This is a genomic window from Bartonella sp. P0282, assembly GCF_048452985.1.
GTDB classification, from domain to species: Bacteria; Pseudomonadota; Alphaproteobacteria; order Rhizobiales; family Rhizobiaceae; genus Bartonella; species Bartonella choladocola.
Genome location: NZ_WTFO01000003.1, coordinates 80,038 through 96,561, shown reverse-complemented (window position 1 = coordinate 96,561; position 16,524 = coordinate 80,038). Strand labels below are relative to the sequence as shown.

General features: G+C 47.1%; 15 protein-coding genes. 8 read left to right on the top strand and 7 right to left on the bottom strand.

Translation table 11 applies throughout. The annotated features are described in order from the left end of the window. Positions 1-137 precede the first annotated feature (137 nt). From petA to GQS64_RS09465, 5 genes are all read left to right on the top strand, one after another. Positions 138-689, top strand: coding sequence for a ubiquinol-cytochrome c reductase iron-sulfur subunit (gene petA / locus GQS64_RS09485; protein WP_198231401.1), 552 nt, complete (start codon positions 138-140; stop codon positions 687-689). 5 nt (positions 690-694) lie between these two features. Beyond that, on the top strand, positions 695-1,969 hold the full coding sequence (locus GQS64_RS09480; protein ID WP_198231400.1) for a cytochrome b: 1,275 nt from the start codon (positions 695-697) through the stop codon (positions 1,967-1,969). After that, the gene (locus tag GQS64_RS09475) at positions 1,963-2,808 is read left to right on the top strand and encodes a cytochrome c1 (protein WP_198231399.1); all 846 of its coding nucleotides are present in this window, start codon (positions 1,963-1,965) and stop codon (positions 2,806-2,808) included. Before GQS64_RS09480 ends, GQS64_RS09475 begins: the two co-directional genes overlap by 7 nt. Positions 2,809-2,814: 6 nt before the next feature. Next, positions 2,815-3,363, top strand: a complete 549-nt coding sequence (locus tag GQS64_RS09470; RefSeq protein ID WP_198231398.1) for an adenine phosphoribosyltransferase — start codon at positions 2,815-2,817, stop codon at positions 3,361-3,363. 1,158 nt (positions 3,364-4,521) lie between these two features. Further along, positions 4,522-4,962, top strand: coding sequence for a PRC-barrel domain-containing protein (locus GQS64_RS09465; RefSeq protein WP_077993013.1), 441 nt, complete (start codon positions 4,522-4,524; stop codon positions 4,960-4,962). Between the two features lie 233 nt (positions 4,963-5,195). Here GQS64_RS09465 and ychF read toward each other — a convergent pair whose 3' ends face one another. Continuing rightward, positions 5,196-6,299, bottom strand: coding sequence for a redox-regulated ATPase YchF (gene ychF, locus GQS64_RS09460; RefSeq protein WP_198231397.1), 1,104 nt, complete (start codon positions 6,297-6,299; stop codon positions 5,196-5,198). Between the two features lie 218 nt (positions 6,300-6,517). On the opposite strand from ychF, the gene GQS64_RS09455 reads away from it, so the two are divergent. Next, a complete protein-coding gene (locus GQS64_RS09455; RefSeq protein ID WP_077993002.1) occupies positions 6,518-7,186 on the top strand; it encodes a L,D-transpeptidase in 669 nt (222 codons plus the stop codon). Between the two features lie 830 nt (positions 7,187-8,016). On the opposite strand, the gene pth is transcribed toward GQS64_RS09455, so the two are convergent. Next, positions 8,017-8,727, bottom strand: a complete 711-nt coding sequence (pth, locus tag GQS64_RS09450; protein WP_198231396.1) for an aminoacyl-tRNA hydrolase — start codon at positions 8,725-8,727, stop codon at positions 8,017-8,019. Between the two features lie 57 nt (positions 8,728-8,784). Next, positions 8,785-9,444: a 50S ribosomal protein L25/general stress protein Ctc gene (locus GQS64_RS09445; protein WP_077992999.1), complete on the bottom strand. Its 660-nt coding sequence runs from the start codon at positions 9,442-9,444 to the stop codon at positions 8,785-8,787. Between the two features lie 303 nt (positions 9,445-9,747). Between GQS64_RS09445 and GQS64_RS09440 the strand changes: the two genes are divergently transcribed. Next, the gene (locus GQS64_RS09440; protein WP_198231395.1) at positions 9,748-11,277 is read left to right on the top strand and encodes an ATP-binding protein; all 1,530 of its coding nucleotides are present in this window, start codon (positions 9,748-9,750) and stop codon (positions 11,275-11,277) included. 191 nt (positions 11,278-11,468) lie between these two features. Here the strand turns inward: GQS64_RS09440 and GQS64_RS09435 are convergent, their stop codons facing one another. The 4 genes from GQS64_RS09435 to lgt all read right to left on the bottom strand — a co-directional run bounded on the left by GQS64_RS09435 (position 11,469) and on the right by lgt (position 15,774). Next, the gene (locus GQS64_RS09435) at positions 11,469-12,401 is read right to left on the bottom strand and encodes a ribose-phosphate pyrophosphokinase (RefSeq protein ID WP_077992998.1); all 933 of its coding nucleotides are present in this window, start codon (positions 12,399-12,401) and stop codon (positions 11,469-11,471) included. 548 nt (positions 12,402-12,949) lie between these two features. Beyond that, positions 12,950-13,735: a peptidoglycan editing factor PgeF gene (pgeF, locus tag GQS64_RS09430; RefSeq protein ID WP_198231394.1), complete on the bottom strand. Its 786-nt coding sequence runs from the start codon at positions 13,733-13,735 to the stop codon at positions 12,950-12,952. 52 nt (positions 13,736-13,787) lie between these two features. Continuing rightward, positions 13,788-14,891 (bottom strand): class I SAM-dependent methyltransferase, encoded by a 1,104-nt coding sequence (locus GQS64_RS09425; RefSeq protein WP_198231393.1) that lies wholly within the window; start codon positions 14,889-14,891, stop codon positions 13,788-13,790. Continuing rightward, positions 14,884-15,774 carry a prolipoprotein diacylglyceryl transferase gene (gene lgt / locus GQS64_RS09420; RefSeq protein WP_198231392.1) on the bottom strand — a complete coding sequence of 297 codons (891 nt, stop codon included), beginning with the start codon at positions 15,772-15,774 and terminating at the stop codon, positions 14,884-14,886. Before lgt ends, GQS64_RS09425 begins: the two co-directional genes overlap by 8 nt. A gap of 365 nt (positions 15,775-16,139) precedes the next feature. Here lgt and GQS64_RS09415 point away from each other — a divergent pair, with 365 nt between their 5' ends. Continuing rightward, on the top strand, positions 16,140-16,439 hold the full coding sequence (locus tag GQS64_RS09415; RefSeq protein ID WP_077992995.1) for an accessory factor UbiK family protein: 300 nt from the start codon (positions 16,140-16,142) through the stop codon (positions 16,437-16,439). Positions 16,440-16,524 lie beyond the last annotated feature (85 nt).

The window sequence follows — 16,524 nt, the reverse complement described above, 5'->3', positions numbered from 1 at the left end:
GCTTTAAAATTTTGAAAATACATGGTGTTTCAACTATCATTCTTTTTAAAGCGTGGACAAATTGATGCTGTGTGCTAAAAAACATACGTTTGACCAATAGGCTCCAACCTTTTTCCGGCAGGTTACAACCTTTTACAATGAGTAGCGAAAAGACACGACGCGATTTTCTATTTCTTGCAACCGGCGTTGCCGGTGCGCTGGGCGTCGGTTCTGTCGCATGGCCATTTATCGACCAGTTACGCCCCGATCAGAAAGTGCTGGCAAGTGCCACAATCGAGGTTGATGTTTCCGGCATAGAAGAGGGAATGTCTGTGACCGTCAAATGGCGCGGTCAGCCGGTCGTCATCCGCAATCGCACACAAAAAGAAATTGATGACGCGAGAAACGTCGATCTGAATAAACTGAAAGATCCGGATGCAGCAAATCCCAACCTTGAGGGGAAGCAACCCGCCACCGATCTTGCCCGATCGGCCGGTGAGGGGCATGAAAACTGGCTGGTGATGATTAATATTTGTACGCATCTCGGTTGTGTGCCCTTAGGGCAGTCGGGTGCTTTTGGCGGCTGGTTTTGCCCCTGTCATGGTTCGGTTTACGACACAGCCGGAAGGGTGCGTTCAGGCCCCGCCAACCGCAACCTCGAAATACCGCCTTACCGGTTTTTGTCAGATAACGTGTTGCAGATCGGATAGGTGCGATGACAAAATCTTCATCCTATCATCCGAAATATGCGCTAACACGCTGGCTTGACGCGCGGCTACCGATTTTGCGTTTTCTTTATAATCTCGGTGTATCTTTTCCGGTGCCGAGAAATCTCAATTATTTCTATACCTTTGGCGGCATCCTCACATTGATGCTGGTATCGCAGATTTTGACCGGTATTGTCATGTCGATGCATTATATTCCCGATGTGACATTGGCATTCGATGCGCGCGAACGCTTCATGCGCGACGGCCAGTTCGGTTGGCTCTTCGAGCCTTGGCATGCTGTCGGCTCGTCATTCTTTTTCATTGCCGCCTATATCCATCTTGCCCGCGGCCTTTATTATGGCTCGCACAAGCGACCGCGCGAACTCATCTGGATTATTGGTGTGCTGATCTATCTGGTGATGATGGCAACCGCATTTCTGGGCTATACACTCGTCTGGGGAATGATGTCGACATCGGCAGCTTCGGTCATTTCCGGCCTTTTCAAGGCTATTCCGGTTATCGGCCCCTGGCTTCATGAAACATTATTGGGCGGTTTCAATGTCGGACAGCCGACACTCAACCGCTTTTATTCTTTGCATTATCTTTTTCCCTTCATTCTGGTTTTTCTTATCGGTTTGCATATCTGGGCTGTCCACCATGTCGGGCAGAACAACCCGACAGGGGTAGAGGTGAAATCGCCGTCGGAAACTGTCCCTTTTACACCCTATGCGACGATCAAAGATATTTTTGCAATCAGCGTATTTCTGATTTTCTTTGCATGGTTTTTGTTTTTCATGCCCGATTATATGGGACACCCCGACAATTATATCGCCGGAGACACCATGACCACGTCACCGCATATTGTGCCGGAATGGTATTTTCTGCCCTTTTACGCCATGTTGCGCGCCATTACCTTCGATTTCGGGCCGATCAGCTCGACATTCGGCGGTGTGCTGATATTGATGGCGGCGGTGTTGATCTGGTTGTTCGTGCCATGGCTTGACCGCTCGAAAGTGCGTTCTGCGCGCTATCGTCCGGCTTTCAAACTGTTTTATTGGCTGTTTATTGTTGATGTGGTGGCACTTGGAATATTGGGGGCATCCCCCATTACAGAAAGTAGCGTATTCTGGTCGCAAATCGCTACACTTTATTATTTTGTATTTTTCCTCGTCATTATGCCGTTTTTGCCAAAGTTTGAAAAGACTTTGCCGGTTCCTTCTTCCATTAGTGAAGATCTTGAAAAAAAGGAAGCAAAGGCCAAAACAAGGTGGCGGCTATGGTAAGAAGGCACTCTCTTTTTTGGCTGGTTGTGGCGGCATTGCTTTTCGTGCCTTTTGCTGTTTTTGCAGAAGAGGAAGGCGGCGAGGCGCATTACCCGTTGAAAGTTCCCGAAAAACAGAGCTGGAGCTTTTCCGGCCCCTTTGGCACTTATGATCTTCAGCAATTGCAACGCGGCCTCAAGGTTTATAAAGAAGTTTGCTCGACCTGCCATTCCTTGAAATATGTTGCATTTCGAGACCTCAAGGCACTTGGCTATAATGAGGAACAAATAAAAGCTTTTGCCAAAACCTATGACATTCAGGACGGGCCGAACAGCGAAGGGGAAATGTTTGTTCGCAAAGGCTTGCCGACCGATTATTTTCCTTCGCCATTTCCGAACGTCGAAGCGGCGAAATTTGCCAATAATGGTGCCAATCCGAGTGATCTTTCGCTAATGGCAAAAGCCCGTGCGGTGTCTTTGCCGTTTCCTGCCTTTATTGCCGATATTTTTACCAATTATAACGAAGCCGGGCCTGATTATATTACGGCACTTCTCACCGGTTATAGCGACCCGCCGGAAGGGGCGGAAGTGGCGGAAAATAATTGGTATAACCCTTATTTCAATTCGGGAAATGCACTTGCCATGCCGCCCCCTTTAAGTGATGGCATGGTGACGTATAATGATGGTACAGAAGAAACAACTGAAAATTACGCCCGTGACGTATCGGCCTTCTTGATGTGGACTGCCGACCCGCATATGGAAACACGCAAGAAGACCGGTTTTCGTGTCATCTTGTTCTTGATAGTCTTTGCAGGCCTGACCTATGCCGTGAAAAGACGCATATGGAATGAATTGGATTGAAAATTGATGACAAATGAAACTCTTGAAGAAACACTGAAAAAAGCCATCCGCACAATTTCGGACTATCCGAAACCGGGGGTGAAATTCCGCGATATTACCACTTTGATGGGCAATGCCGGTGCATTCCGGCGCACCATTGACGCGCTGGTTTACCCCTATATAGGCCTTAAAGTCGATAAGATCGCCGGTGTGGAAGCACGCGGTTTCATTCTGGGCGGGGCTGTCGCCCACCAACTTTCGGCAGGCTTCGTGCCGATCAGGAAAAAAGGCAAATTGCCTTATGATACGGTGCGCATTGCCTATAGTCTGGAATATGGCATTGATGAAATGGAAATGCACCGTGATGCGGTGAAACCAGGTGAGCGAGTGGTTCTGGTCGATGACCTTATCGCCACTGGTGGAACGGCTATTGCAGCCGCAGAATTGTTGCGCCAGATTGACGCCGAAATCGTTGCAGCCTGTTTTGTTATCAACCTGCCCGATCATGGCGGAGCCGAAAAGCTTCGCCAATTGGGCGTTGAAGTGCACACACTGGTCTCTTACGAAGGCGATTGAGTTTTTCGGGGAGGCTTTAAAAAAGTTTCTATTCCGTTATGGCAAGCGGGTGAGCTGGATAAGCAGTCTTATTTAGCGGGAAGTCTTGTTTATCCGGCGGTCTTGTTTGGCAACCGGTCTCGTTTGACATGCAGCCTTGTGTGGCAAATGACCTTGTTTGGCAAGCTGGCTAGCGGGAAGTCTTGGTTAATGGGCGGTCTTATTTGGCAACCGGTCTCGTTTGACATGCAGCCTTGTGTAGCAAATGACCTTGTTTTGCAAGCTGGCTAGCCGGAAGTCTTGGTTAATGGGCGGTCTTATTTGGCAACCGGTTGTACCTGGCAACCGGTTCTATCCGGCAAGTGGTCTTCATTGGCATGTGTTCATGCGTGCCAAGCCGTCTTCTTTAGTGATGAGGCTCGCATTAAACCGGCTCCAATCGGCAAGCGGGTTTCTAATTTTGCACAGTCCGGAAAGGGGCGGGAAAAGTGTTTCAGCCGCGCTTGTCCCTGTTTCGTTTCTGTCTCTTTTTCGTGCCTGTCTCTGTTTCGTGACTGTCCCAGTTTTATGGTTGTTTTTGTTTTGCGCGTGTTTCTATTCTGCGCTTGGCTCTGTTTTCTTGTGATCCTGTTTTATTGAAGATGATTGGCCATCTTTCGGGAAAATGCCACAGAAAAAGACAGGTCGAAAACGACAAGTTGAAAACGGTAGGTTGAAAACGGGAGGTTAAAAACGACAGGTTGAAAACGAGAAGTCGAAAAGGCAATCAAGGATGCAGTTCGGCACTTGCAAATATCTTGTGTGGGCTAAAATATCCTGTGTGGGCTAAAAATATCTTTTGTGGGCTAAAAATATCTTGTGTGGTGAGACAAGTGGTTATTCAACTCTGCCGATTTTCGCAAAATACGGCTTGGCGTTAAAGCCGTTCAAGATTGGTATATTCTTTCTTCAAGTAACAATCAGTCATGCAAAAAAGAGAATGGCCAGATAAAACTTAAATCGAGTAAATGAAGTTCATATTAGATATATATAATAAAAACAAACGCAATAATATAACAATAATATCCATTTTCAGTTTTAAAAAAATAAATAATCATTAAAAAAATATAAATAAAATGGAACATTCTTATCTTTTATACGTTTTATTTAAGTAACTAACATTATTATGAGGCGTATTAAATGAAAAGACTGGCACTTATCACTGTTTTGGCAGCAACAATCGCTGGGAGCGCTTTTGCGCAATCACCGAAGATCACAATCGAAGCGCCGAAAGAACCGGCTTCGGAAGTCAAGTTGCCGAATGGTGATGTCGTTGTGCGTTATGTCACACCGACCGAAACAGATTTTATTGCTTCAAGCTTGATTGATACAAAAGTATTGAACAAGCAGGATCAAGCAATCGGCCAGATCAAGGACATTATCATTCGCCAGAATAATGTAGCGGGCATTGTTGTGGGTGTAGGTGGTTTTCTTGGTGTGGGTGAACGCTATGTTGTGGTTGATCCTTCAACAATCTACATGCGTCATGAAAATGGTGCGTGGAAGGTTGTGGTCAATGTAACCAAGGAAGGGCTGATGGCCGCTCCCGAATTCAAATATGAAGAGCATAAAAAGCTCTGATTAAAAATAACTGTTCGATAGGCGAGAACGCTATCTCTATCGAAAGGCTATTTTTCTATCGAAAGCTTATCGGTTTTCTATAGAAACTGTTTGAATAAAAGCCGTCCGGAAAAAATTCCGGACGGCTTTTATTTTATGGTTTACGAGACGGGCACGAAAAATATTAAAACCGGATTGGTCACAAAATAACGGCCGGAAAATGAGTAAAACCGGCGCTATTGGTCGATAACAAATCAGGAATTATGTTTGAAAAGCATGATGTCGCCATCTTCGACAACATAATCCTTGCCCTCGTCACGCGCTTTACCGGCTTCCTTTGCTGCCACTTCGCCACCCAGTTCGACATAATCCTTATAGGAGATGGTTTGGGCGCGAATAAAACCGCGTTCAAAATCGGAATGGATAACACCGGCTGCTTGCGGGGCTTTGGTTCCCCGTTTAATGGTCCAGGCACGGGTTTCTTTGGGGCCGCAAGTGAAATAGGTAATAAGATCAAGCAGGTGATAGCCCGCGCGAATCAAACGGTCGAGCCCTGGTTCATGAAGCCCCAGTTCTTCGAGATATTCTTTGGCTTCCGCTTCCGGCAATTGCGCCACTTCCGCCTCGATTTCGGCAGAAATAATCACGCTTTCAGCACCTTGTTCGGCAGCCATTTTCTCGACAGCTTTGGAAAAATCATTGCCTGTTGCCGCATCACTTTCGGCAACATTGCAAACATAAAGCACGGGCTTCGAGGTCAACAGATTGAACGAAACCAGAATTTGCCGGTCATCTTCCGAAATATCTTTGTTCAAAAGCCGAACCGGTTTGCCATTTTGTAAAAGCTTCAAAGCCTCTTCCATCATGGGAAGTACGGTCAAAGCTTCCTTGTCTTTGCCTGTCGCGCGCTTTCTCATCTGTACAATACGCCGTTCGAGGCTTTCAAGATCGGACAGCATCAATTCTGTTTCAACGGTTGCAGCGTCTGACACCGGATCAATTCGCCCTTCAACATGGGTAATATCCTCGTCGATGAAACAGCGCAGCACATGCACAATGGCATCAACTTCGCGAATATTGGCCAAAAACTGGTTGCCCAACCCTTCGCCTTTCGATGCGCCACGCACAAGCCCTGCAATATCGACAAAGCTGATGCGTGTGGGGATGATTTCCTTGGAACCGGCAATAGAAGCAATCTTTTTCAACCGCGGATCCGGCACAGCAACTTCGCCAGTATTCGGCTCGATTGTGCAAAAAGGATAATTCGCAGCCTGTGCTGCTGCTGTTTTTGTCAAAGCATTAAACAGTGTGGATTTTCCCACATTCGGCAATCCGACGATACCACATTTAAATCCCATTGAAATTCTCGCAATCCTGATCCGATAAGCGTGTAAACATGGTTGGTTCTATAGCACGTTTTTAAACAGATACCAGTTAAAGAGCCGGTCATGATGCGAAAAAGATACAGTCCACACGATTTTGATGACCACTCTCGTTTTTGCCGGAATCTTGTCTATTTTAACGTTTGGCTAAGCTTTCAGGCTTAAAACAATCCGATATTTTGTATGGAGTTATCATGAGGCACCTGTCTCGGCGTACATTCATCATTGCCGCACCCCTGGCGCTCGCCGCCTGCGTAAGCAATCAACCACAAGTCGAACAATCCTGGCCGGTTCCGGCCGATATAAAAGCGCTCTACGGTCCGGTGACAAACGAACCTTATCCGCTTCCGGCTGTCGATATGAGCAAGATCAACCCGAAATACTGGCGTCAGGAAGTCGCATTCAACGGCCCTTATTCGCCCGGAACCTTGGTTGTCGATACGCAGGCACGTTTTCTCTATCTGGTTCAGGAAAATGGGCGTGCGCTACGCTACGGAGTTGGTGTCGGCAAAGCCGGTCTGGCGCTTGAAGGGGAAGCTGTCGTTCAATATAAACGCATGTGGCCGATGTGGCATCCGACACGCGATATGATGGATCGCGAGCCTGACCGTTACGGACATTTGGGCGATGGTATGCCCGCAGGCCCCGACAATCCATTGGGTGCGCGCGCGCTTTATCTTTTCAAAAACGGTCAGGACACATTGTTCAGAATTCATGGCTCCCATGAAGAATGGTCAATCGGCAAGGCTGTTTCAAGCGGCTGTATCCGCTTGCTCAATCAGGATATTATCGACCTTTACGGGCGCGTTCCCGAAGGAACCCACGTCATTGTTCTCCAACACAACGAACAAGGGCTTTCGTAAGATAAACCCTGTCATTGCTGACAAAAACACCATAGGCGAAGAAATTTTCCCGCAAGACATTTGAATGTTTTGCGGGTGTTCTTTTCTGGGAAAAAACGCAAACAACCCGAATTTTGCCATTTCGGATTTTGTGTTTTTTGAATGAATTTTTTTGTTTTTTAAAATTGCATCCGGTAACAAATGTCATTCACCCCTGATTGTTTTTCCCGCTTTTTCTCCTGTTAAAGCAGTTGGAAAAAAGCGGTTTGGTCAGTTCGGCAATTGATCGCTTTGTCGGCTTTGAAAAATTCGAGTGTCGACAATTATGCGACCCTGCTGTTTTTCAAAAGGGTGCAAGCGGGGGCGAAAATCACAATTGAATTGTTTGACGCAGAAACTGTTGAAAGCAGGAACCGTTTGAAGCAGGCACAGCTTGAGGCAGGAACGGCTTGCGGCAGGAACCGCTTGAGGCAGGAATTGTTTAAGGCTGGAATTGTTTGAAGCAGGAATAGCTTTAAATAGAAACTGCTTGAAGCCGGAACAGCTTGAGGTAGGAATTGTTTAAGGCAGGAATTGCTTAAAACGGGAATAGCTTGAAACTGAATTGTTTAAAACAGGAATAGCTTTAAATAGAAGCTGCTTGAGGTAGGAATCGCTTAAAGCAGGAATCGCTTAAAGCAGGAACGGCTTGAGGTAGGAATCGTTTAAGGCTGGAATTGCTTAAAACAGGAATAGCTTGAAACCGGAATTGTTTGAAGCAGATTTGTTTAAGTCCGGAATTGCTCAAAGCGCTTATATAACACATAAAACGAGCGGCTATTTGTGCCCGCCAATTGCCATAGCGAAATCAGCTAGTCGTTGTTTTTGAACAGTTTTTTCAACATCTCTGCCATCGGGCCGGTGGCGGGGAGTTCTTTTGCCTGCTGCGGGCGCGCCTGTCTGATATGGCTTTGTTTTTTGGGCTTTCTGTCGGCTTCGGGAGTGTGATCTGTTTCGCCTTCATGAGCCAAAGAAATCCGGTTCATAAACAGACTATCTTTGCCATTGACAAGAAAGCCGACATTATCGGCCAATGCGTCAAGAAGGGGATCAAGCCATTCATGATCGGCTTTGGAAAAATTGCCAAGCACATGGGAAGTGACTTGCTCTTTTGATTGCGGATGACCAATGCCGATACGGATACGGCGGTAATTATTGCCGCAATGGGCATCAATGGATTTGATTCCGTTATGGCCGCCGCTGGAGCCGCCGGTTTTGACACGCAATTTGCCCGGCACAAGGTCGAGTTCATCGTGAATGACAATGATATTTTCCGGTTGCAGCTTATAAAAGCGCATCGCTTCGCCAACAGCCTGACCGGAAAGATTCATATAAGTTTGAGGTTTAAGAAGAAGGACTTTTTCACCTTCAATCGTGCCATTGGAAATAAGCGCGTTGAATTTCTTGTTCCAGGGGGAAAACTTGTATTTTCGATTGATTTCGTCAACCGCCATAAAACCGATATTGTGCCGGTTATCCTGATATTCAGAACCGGGATTGCCGAGACCGGCAATAAGCAACATGGCTAAACCTCGCTTGGAAAGAAAAGGCGGGAAAATTTCCCCGCCTTTTGAGTCACATTATTCGGATTTTTCTTCACCTGTAGCAGCAGGTGCTTCATCGGTTGCTGCTGTGGCTTCGTCAGTTGCCGGTGTTTCATCTTCAACAGGCAATGCAACAGGAGCTGCAATGGTTGCGATTGTGAAATCGCGGTCCTTGATGAGTGGCGAGGAGCCTTCAGGCAATTTGATGTCGGAAATGTGGACGGAATCACCAACTTCCAAACCGGTAAGATCAACAGTAAGAGCTTCCGGAATGTGATGGGCGGGAACTTCAAGTTCGACTTCGTGGCGAACAATGTTCAAAACGCCGCCGGTCTTGATGCCGGGAGCTTCTTCCTCATTGAGGAAGTGGACAGGAACATTGACGTGAACAACCGATTTTTCCGTAACGCGCAAGAAATCGACATGCATCGGGAAGTCGCGAACCGGATCAAGCTGGTAATCGGTTGGCAATACTTCAATTTTTTCGTTACCAACTTCGATCGAAGCAATGGTTGTAAAGAATGCACCACCGTGAATCTTGTAAAAAATGTCCTTATAGGAAAGGGCAATGGAAAGTGCAGGCTTTTTATCGCCGTAAATAACTGCTGGAACAAGACCGTTGCGGCGAAGGTGACGAGAGGACCCCTTACCAACCCGTTCGCGTGCTTCGGCCTTGAGTGTGTAAACTTTGCTCATGGCTTAAGTCCTTTTCAAAAAACTGGAGATTCATGGGCGGAGCTTTCAATGGTTCCGGACATGAATATGGAAAAAGGCAAAGATTTTCCCCTTATCCATCCCACGTTGCCTCCAAGGGTGTCGACGTGGATTGGGGTGCTATAATCGAAAGATCGGGAGCTTGCAAGAGTTGTGGGAAAAAATGACGTTTTTTTCACCTTTCGGCAAGGAAATGCTAAAAGGAGTCATGGAAAAAGAATCAACCATATTTTTGTTTCAATATTCTACGAGCCTTGCGACGGTTCGGCAATTGATGGATTGGCAATGACTGTCGACATCAATCTGGGAACTATTTTTGAACGTGGCGCCTTGACCGGCTCGAAAGTGGCGAGCCTTGATCTTGAAGAATTATTGGCAACACGTTTGCTGGTGCAAGGCAATTCCGGTTCGGGAAAATCGCATTTATTACGCAGGCTGCTTGAGCAAAGCGCCCATTGGGTGCAGCAATGTGTGATTGATCCGGAGGGGGATTTTGTTACTCTTGCCGACAAATTCGGCCATGTGGTTGTTGAAGCGCAGCGCACCGAACTGGAATTGACACGCATTGCCGCTCGCGTGCGCCAGCATCGCGTTTCTGCTATTTTGAACCTTGAAGGGCTTGATACCGAACAGCAAATGCGCGCTGCCGCCGCCTTTCTTGGCGGGCTTTTTGACGCTGAACGTGATTATTGGTATCCGCTTCTTGTGGTGGTCGACGAGGCACAATTATTTGCCCCCGCCGCAGCCGGTGATGTTTCCGACGAAGCGCGCAAGCTTTCACTTGGTGCCATGACCAATCTGATGTGTCGGGGTAGAAAACGCGGACTTGCCGGTGTTATTGCCACACAACGTCTTGCGAAACTTGCAAAAAATGTTGCAGCCGAAGCTTCCAACTTTTTAATGGGGCGGACATTTCTTGATATTGATATGGCGCGTGCTGCCGATCTTTTAGGAATGGAGCGCCGTCAGGCGGAAATGTTCCGCGATCTTGAACGCGGGCATTTTGTAGCGCTTGGTCCGGCTTTGTCCCGCCGCCCGCTTCCTGTGGTCATTGGCCCCGTTGAAACATCTGCCCGTTCGACAAGTCCCAAACTTCTTCCCTTGCCGGAAGCACCAGTCGATGCGGAAGATCTGATCTTCACACCATCACCTGAAGAAATGATTATGCCGATAAGGCGCGCCTCACCTCCGCCACCGCCGAAACCGACCAATGAAATATTGGAAGAGCTGGTGCGCCAGAAACAGGAAGAGCCGCAAGAAGACCAAAGCCTCTTTCCCGAAATTGACGAACAGGAACGCGAGGCCGAACTCGACGCTGTGATGCGCGAAATTGTTGATGATAAGGATGCTTCTTTCCGTTCGGTTGCGGTACTTTATCAGGATTTTCTGGTGCGTTGCCGCATTCACCGTGTTCCGGGAGAACCGCTTGATCTTGCCCAGTTCAGGCGAAAACTTGCCGTAGCACAAGCCGCGATTGACGAGGAAACAGCGGCAAGCGAAACATGGCAAAAGGCATTGGCACTTTCCGAAACACTGACAGATGATATTCAAGGTGTGTTTTTGAATGTCGCTGAAGCGGCAGTAAGTGGTAAACCATGCCCTTCCGATGCAACGCTTGCCCGTCTTTATGGCACGCATTCTATGAGTCGCGCGCGCCATCTCTTGACCTATTTTGAAGAACGCGGACTTCTGGTGGTAAGAACCGATTTCGGGGGAAAACGCATTGCCGCTTTTCCCGATCTCGGACTGGAAACATTGCCCGGTGACCCCGATGCACCGGACGATTTCCAAAATAAAAGCGATGCAGCCGAATAAAAGCGCTAATGCCCGATAAAGTGCAAAAGATCAGCTTTTGCCTGGAAAGCGTGAGTTTTATAAAAAGCTTATGATCGAAAAAATATCCGGTTCAACAAAAGTTCTGGTGCGAGAAAAGCTGCTGTTTCATCATAATAAAAGGCCGCAGAAACAAAATCCCTGCGGCCTTTATTCGTTAACAAATGAAACTTTTAATCAAACAGGCTTGAAACCGATTGTTCGGCTGCTGTGCGCGAAATAGCCTCGCCGATGAGGTCGGAAATAGGCAAAACGCGAATATTGGGAGCCTGTTCTACAGCCGGTGTCGGCATGATGGAATTGGTAATCACAAGCTCTTTCAGCTTGGAACCGGTGATGCGGGCAATAGCGCCGCCCGAAAGAACCCCGTGGGTAATATAGGCGGTTACACTCTTCGCACCTTTTTTCAAAAGGGCTTCGGCAGCATTGCAAAGTGTACCACCGGAATCGACAATATCGTCAAGCAAAAGACAATCTTTGCCCGAAACATCGCCAATCACATTCATAACTTCCGATTCGCCCGGACGTTCGCGGCGTTTGTCAACAATGGCAAGCAGGCAATCAAGGCGTTTTGCAAGAGAGCGTGCACGCACAACACCACCCACATCAGGTGAAACAACCATGACATTTTTGAGCGGATAGTTGTTTTTGACATCGCGGGCAATGACCGGAACCGCATAAAGATTGTCGGTCGGAATATCGAAAAAGCCTTGAATCTGGCCTGCATGAAGGTCGAGTGTCAAAACGCGGTTTGCGCCAGCTTCAGTCAATAGATTGGCAACAAGCTTCGCGGAAATCGGCGTTCTGGGGCCGGGCTTGCGGTCTTGTCTTGCATAACCGAAATAAGGAATAACAGCAGTAATGCGGCGTGCAGAAGCGCGACGAACCGCATCAATCATAATGAGAAGTTCCATCAAATGGTCATTGGCGGGATAGGATGTGGACTGGATAAGGAAAACATCCTCACCGCGAACATTTTCATGGAGTTCAACAAAAATTTCCTGATCGGCAAAGCGTCTGACCGTTGCTTTACCCATGGGAATGTTGAGATATTTTGTTACGTCTTCGGCAAGGCGTGGGTTGGAATTGCCGCAGAAAAGTTTCATGGCTTGGCCCCTGGCTCTAAAGAAAACAGAATTTCTGGCTGCGGTTTTAACTTTTTGTTATCAGATTGCAAGAGTTCATATTGTCACTCCTGCCATTTTCTAATTGACTGTTTTGTTTTTGCACCGTTTAAAAAAAAGAATTCACAGCCAAATGCTATCCGGTTTCGCAATGACCGGATTTAAACGGCAAAAGCTGATAGACATTTTCTGCCTTGCCAATTCCCGCTTTTGTAACTTTACTTTTTTTGGGGGCTTGGCAGACGTAACTTCGTTTTTTAGGGGGCTTGGCGGGCGTAACTTCTTTTTTTAGGGAGGGGCTTAGCGGTGACCGGCTTTTCCTTGTCACCGGATTTTTTATGATAAATTTACCGCTAGAGAATTTGCCTTTATCATCTTTAATTCTTTAGCTTCGTATTGATGGGCTTGGGCTTTCGTTGGCCAGTTCCATTGGCAAAGTGTTCTGCTTTTCGTTTTTGTGCCCCGCAAAAGTTTCACCTTGAAAACCTTGTGAAACCCGAAACCCAACCGGCCTTTTACTTGTCAAACAACTATATTGCGAGTGTAATGACCGAAATTTGCCGACCGTAATCGGGTTCATTGCGATGGGTTTTGCGCCGGTAGGAGAAAAACCTTTTTTCGTCGCCATAAGTACACAAATTTAAGCAATCTCCATGAACACCGGCATCATCAAGCCGATTCTGGATGAAATCCCAAAGGTTGAAGAAAAAATGCCCGAAGCGTCCGGATTTGGTAAAGAACTTTTCATATGACTTGTTTTCTTCGACGAATGTTTCATAAAATTCTTTGCCAACTTCATAATGTTTGGGGCCGATACACGGTCCTAATGTTGCTACAATATTGTTCCGTTTTGCACCCAATGTTTCCATTGCCGCGACGGTATTTTCGATAACACCGGCCAAAGCGCCCCGCCAGCCTGCATGGGCAGCTCCAATGACACGGGCTTTTGCATCGGCAAACAGCACAGGCCCGCAATCGGCTGTCAAAATCCCCAAAGCAAGGCCGGCTTTATTGGTGACCAATGCATCCGCACGCGGACGTTCACCTATGATCGGTTCATTGACAATCAGCGCATGGGGCGAATGGATTTGATAGAGATTGATAAGATTGTCCGGCTTAACCCCCATATAAGCGGCAACAATATTGCGGTTTTTATCAATATTTTCTTTGTCATCATCGGAGCCGCGACCAAGGTTCAAGCTTTCGTAAATCCCGCGGGAAACACCGCCCTGACGTGTGAAAAAAGCGTGGCGAATGCCGTTTTTTTCCAAATTTTCAAGGGAAGGCGAAAAAACAGGGGATGGCAATTGTGACATATGAACGACCATTAGATTTAACAGCTTATCGTGGCGTTTTCAAAACGGGTTGTCAATCGCGGTAATTCTGCTCTGCAGTAAACAACGGGTGAATGCCGGTTTCTTCATCGCTCAAAGCGAGCACTTTGAACAGCGTTCCCATTTCTTCGGGTGCCGCCAGTCTTTCTACGTCGAGGCGGATTTTTTCCTGAACATCGTGGCTTTTATCCGCCCCCAGCCGGCCGGCGCGTTCAACCAATCCGAGGCCTGTCAGAAACGCACCTTGGGTGATGACGCCCGATAAAATTCCGTGACGTTTGGCAATCACTTCAAGTGAAGAGAAATCGACATGGCTTGTCAGATCATCTTTTCCCGGATTTGCGAAAATATCTTTGAATTCATGGCGCGATACCGCCTGCAATGTATCGCCATAGGGAAGGCCGGTGCTCCCGTAGTCAATAAAAAGTGCCGAGCCGCGATGGCGGGAGAGATGTTTTAAAACTTTTTCGACAAATTCGAGCCGTAAGGGAGAAAGCTCCAAAACGGAACCTTCCGGCAAATCACGATATTTTTTCGGCAAGCCTGTTTGATCGAGCACATTATTACCAACGGTAAAACCAAGCTCATCGTTATCATCTGTCGTTATAAGCCGTTCATGCCAATTGCCGTCAATTTTGATGAACTGGTCGATCGGCAAGGCATCAAGAAATTCGTTTGCAACCAGAATGAGCGGGGCGTCGGGAAGTTTGTCGAAATCCTTGAGCCAGCGGACTTTATCACGATAAGAAGAAAGAGCCTGTTTTTGGAGTGCTGCAAGCTTGTCGGAGGTTTCGACCATCAAAACATTGGCAGCTTGAAAACAATCGGCCGAGAGTTTTTTGATTGTGCGTAACAAATCCTGCATCAGCGTTCCGCGCCCCGGCCCCAATTCACAAAGGGTAAAAGAGGCGGGTTTTTTCAATTTATAGAAAGTTTCAATTACCCAGATGCCGATAAGCTCGCCGAACATCTGGCTTATTTCGGGCGCGGTGATGAAATCGCCCTTTTTACCAAAAGGCATTTCATTTTTGTAATAGCCGTTTTGTTCGTCGCTCAAGGCCAATGTCATGAATGTGCTTACCCGCAAAGGGCCTTGTAGCGCGATCAATTCGCAAATTTTGGTTTTAAGATCATTCATCGGTTTTTAACGAACGCAGTTTGACATCGTTTTTTGGTGCATGTCTGAAAGCGCGATAAATGGCATAAACGCCAAAAAGCACCATGGGAAGCGACAAGGCCATGCCGTAAGTGAAGCCGGTACCGGAAAAAACGCGACTAAACCATTCAGGATCCTCGCCGGGGACGCGGAATATTTCCGAAATCATGCGGGCAACACCATAGCCGAAAATGAAAGTACCCGAAACAATGCCGGGCTTGCGCAAGGCTTTGAAGGCAAAAACAAGAATAGCAAGTATAACAAAAAGGATAAGCCCTTCCATCAACGCTTCATAGATCTGGCTCGGATGGCGGGGGAGATAGTCGGGATCGCGCGGGAAACAGACGGCCCATTGAACATTTGTGACATTGCCCCATAATTCCTGATTGATGAAATTGCAAAGACGCACCACGCCGAGGCCGACAGGCACTCCGGCAGCGATGGTGTCAAACATTGTCCAGATGCCGATTTTGTGTTTGAGCGCAAACCATATCATTGCGATAATGGTTCCGATAAGCCCGCCATGAAAAGCCATGCCACCATCCCAGACGGCGATGATTTCCGCAGGATGGCTGAAATAATATTGCGGGTCCCAGAATAAAACCTGTCCGAGACGCCCGCCGACAACAACACCGATAGCAGCCCAGACCACAAAATCACCCAATAATTGGGGTGTCATGGGCGGCGTTTCGTTATACCAAAGTGTTTTGTTTTTAAGCAGCAATCCACCATACCACCAGGCAAACAGAATGCCGATAACATAGCCGAGACCATACCAATGAAGCGCAATCGGCCCGATTTGAACAATGATAGGGTTCAAAAAATCGGGAAAAGCAATGGCAGGGCAGGGCGGTAGATCATTCATAACATGAGGCCGGATAAATTGATGAAGTCGGAAATTGTTTGACTGAAGATGACCGAGGAACGTTTACGGGTCAAGCTTTTATCAATTCTATCGAATGCTATCAATTCTTTAAAATTTGTAAATTTTTTCATGTTTGCCCAAGCATACCGCAAGCAACGGGTTTTGGAATTTTCTGTTTTTTCAAAACGATATGATGTTAAACAGAGACATTTTCCATGAGTAAAAAACAGCGCGAATTTTCAAGTTTTTGATGCAGTTTCGTAAAGATGACAAAACCGCTATCCTCATTTTAAAAAAATGTTCTATATGTTAGCCTGAATTGGTTTTTACCGGGTATCTAAACAGTTTTAAGAAGGATAGGCCAAATGAGTAATGGACCCAACCGCGTGCTTGACGAGCTAGCAAAGTTGATGACCGATGCAGCCGGTGCTGCACAAGGCGTGCGCAATGAAGCTGAAACAGCTTTTCGCGCACAGGCAGAACGTGTCCTCAATAAATTCGATGTTGTCCATCGTGACGAATTCGAGGTTGTCAAGGAAATGGCAGCCAAAGCACGTCAGGAAGTCGAGGAGCTGAAAAAACGTTTGGATAATCTGGAAAACAAATCGGGTTCAAAGGCAAAAACAGCGTCATCTTCATCCGACAAGGACGAAAAGAAAAAATAATCCCCAGTTTTTCTTGGCTGTGAATAAGTCGGAAAAATGCTTAATCCAGAATCTGTTAGGGCGGGTCGAACATTTGTTCCCGCCC

Bases quoted from the DNA above. Each gene is read 5' to 3' on its own strand.
- petA (WP_198231401.1), top strand. From the start codon at position 138: ATGAGTAGCGAAAAGACACGACGCGATTTTCTATTTCTTGCAACCGGC.
- GQS64_RS09480 (WP_198231400.1), top strand. From the start codon at position 695: ATGACAAAATCTTCATCCTATCATCCGAAATATGCGCTAACACGCTGG.
- GQS64_RS09475 (WP_198231399.1), top strand. From the start codon at position 1,963: ATGGTAAGAAGGCACTCTCTTTTTTGGCTGGTTGTGGCGGCATTGCTT.
- GQS64_RS09470 (WP_198231398.1), top strand. From the start codon at position 2,815: ATGACAAATGAAACTCTTGAAGAAACACTGAAAAAAGCCATCCGCACA.
- GQS64_RS09465 (WP_077993013.1), top strand. From the start codon at position 4,522: ATGAAAAGACTGGCACTTATCACTGTTTTGGCAGCAACAATCGCTGGG.
- ychF (WP_198231397.1), bottom strand. From the start codon at position 6,299: ATGGGATTTAAATGTGGTATCGTCGGATTGCCGAATGTGGGAAAATCC.
- GQS64_RS09455 (WP_077993002.1), top strand. From the start codon at position 6,518: ATGAGGCACCTGTCTCGGCGTACATTCATCATTGCCGCACCCCTGGCG.
- pth (WP_198231396.1), bottom strand. From the start codon at position 8,727: ATGTTGCTTATTGCCGGTCTCGGCAATCCCGGTTCTGAATATCAGGAT.
- GQS64_RS09445 (WP_077992999.1), bottom strand. From the start codon at position 9,444: ATGAGCAAAGTTTACACACTCAAGGCCGAAGCACGCGAACGGGTTGGT.
- GQS64_RS09440 (WP_198231395.1), top strand. From the start codon at position 9,748: ATGACTGTCGACATCAATCTGGGAACTATTTTTGAACGTGGCGCCTTG.
- GQS64_RS09435 (WP_077992998.1), bottom strand. From the start codon at position 12,401: ATGAAACTTTTCTGCGGCAATTCCAACCCACGCCTTGCCGAAGACGTA.
- pgeF (WP_198231394.1), bottom strand. From the start codon at position 13,735: ATGTCACAATTGCCATCCCCTGTTTTTTCGCCTTCCCTTGAAAATTTG.
- GQS64_RS09425 (WP_198231393.1), bottom strand. From the start codon at position 14,891: ATGAATGATCTTAAAACCAAAATTTGCGAATTGATCGCGCTACAAGGC.
- lgt (WP_198231392.1), bottom strand. From the start codon at position 15,774: ATGAATGATCTACCGCCCTGCCCTGCCATTGCTTTTCCCGATTTTTTG.
- GQS64_RS09415 (WP_077992995.1), top strand. From the start codon at position 16,140: ATGAGTAATGGACCCAACCGCGTGCTTGACGAGCTAGCAAAGTTGATG.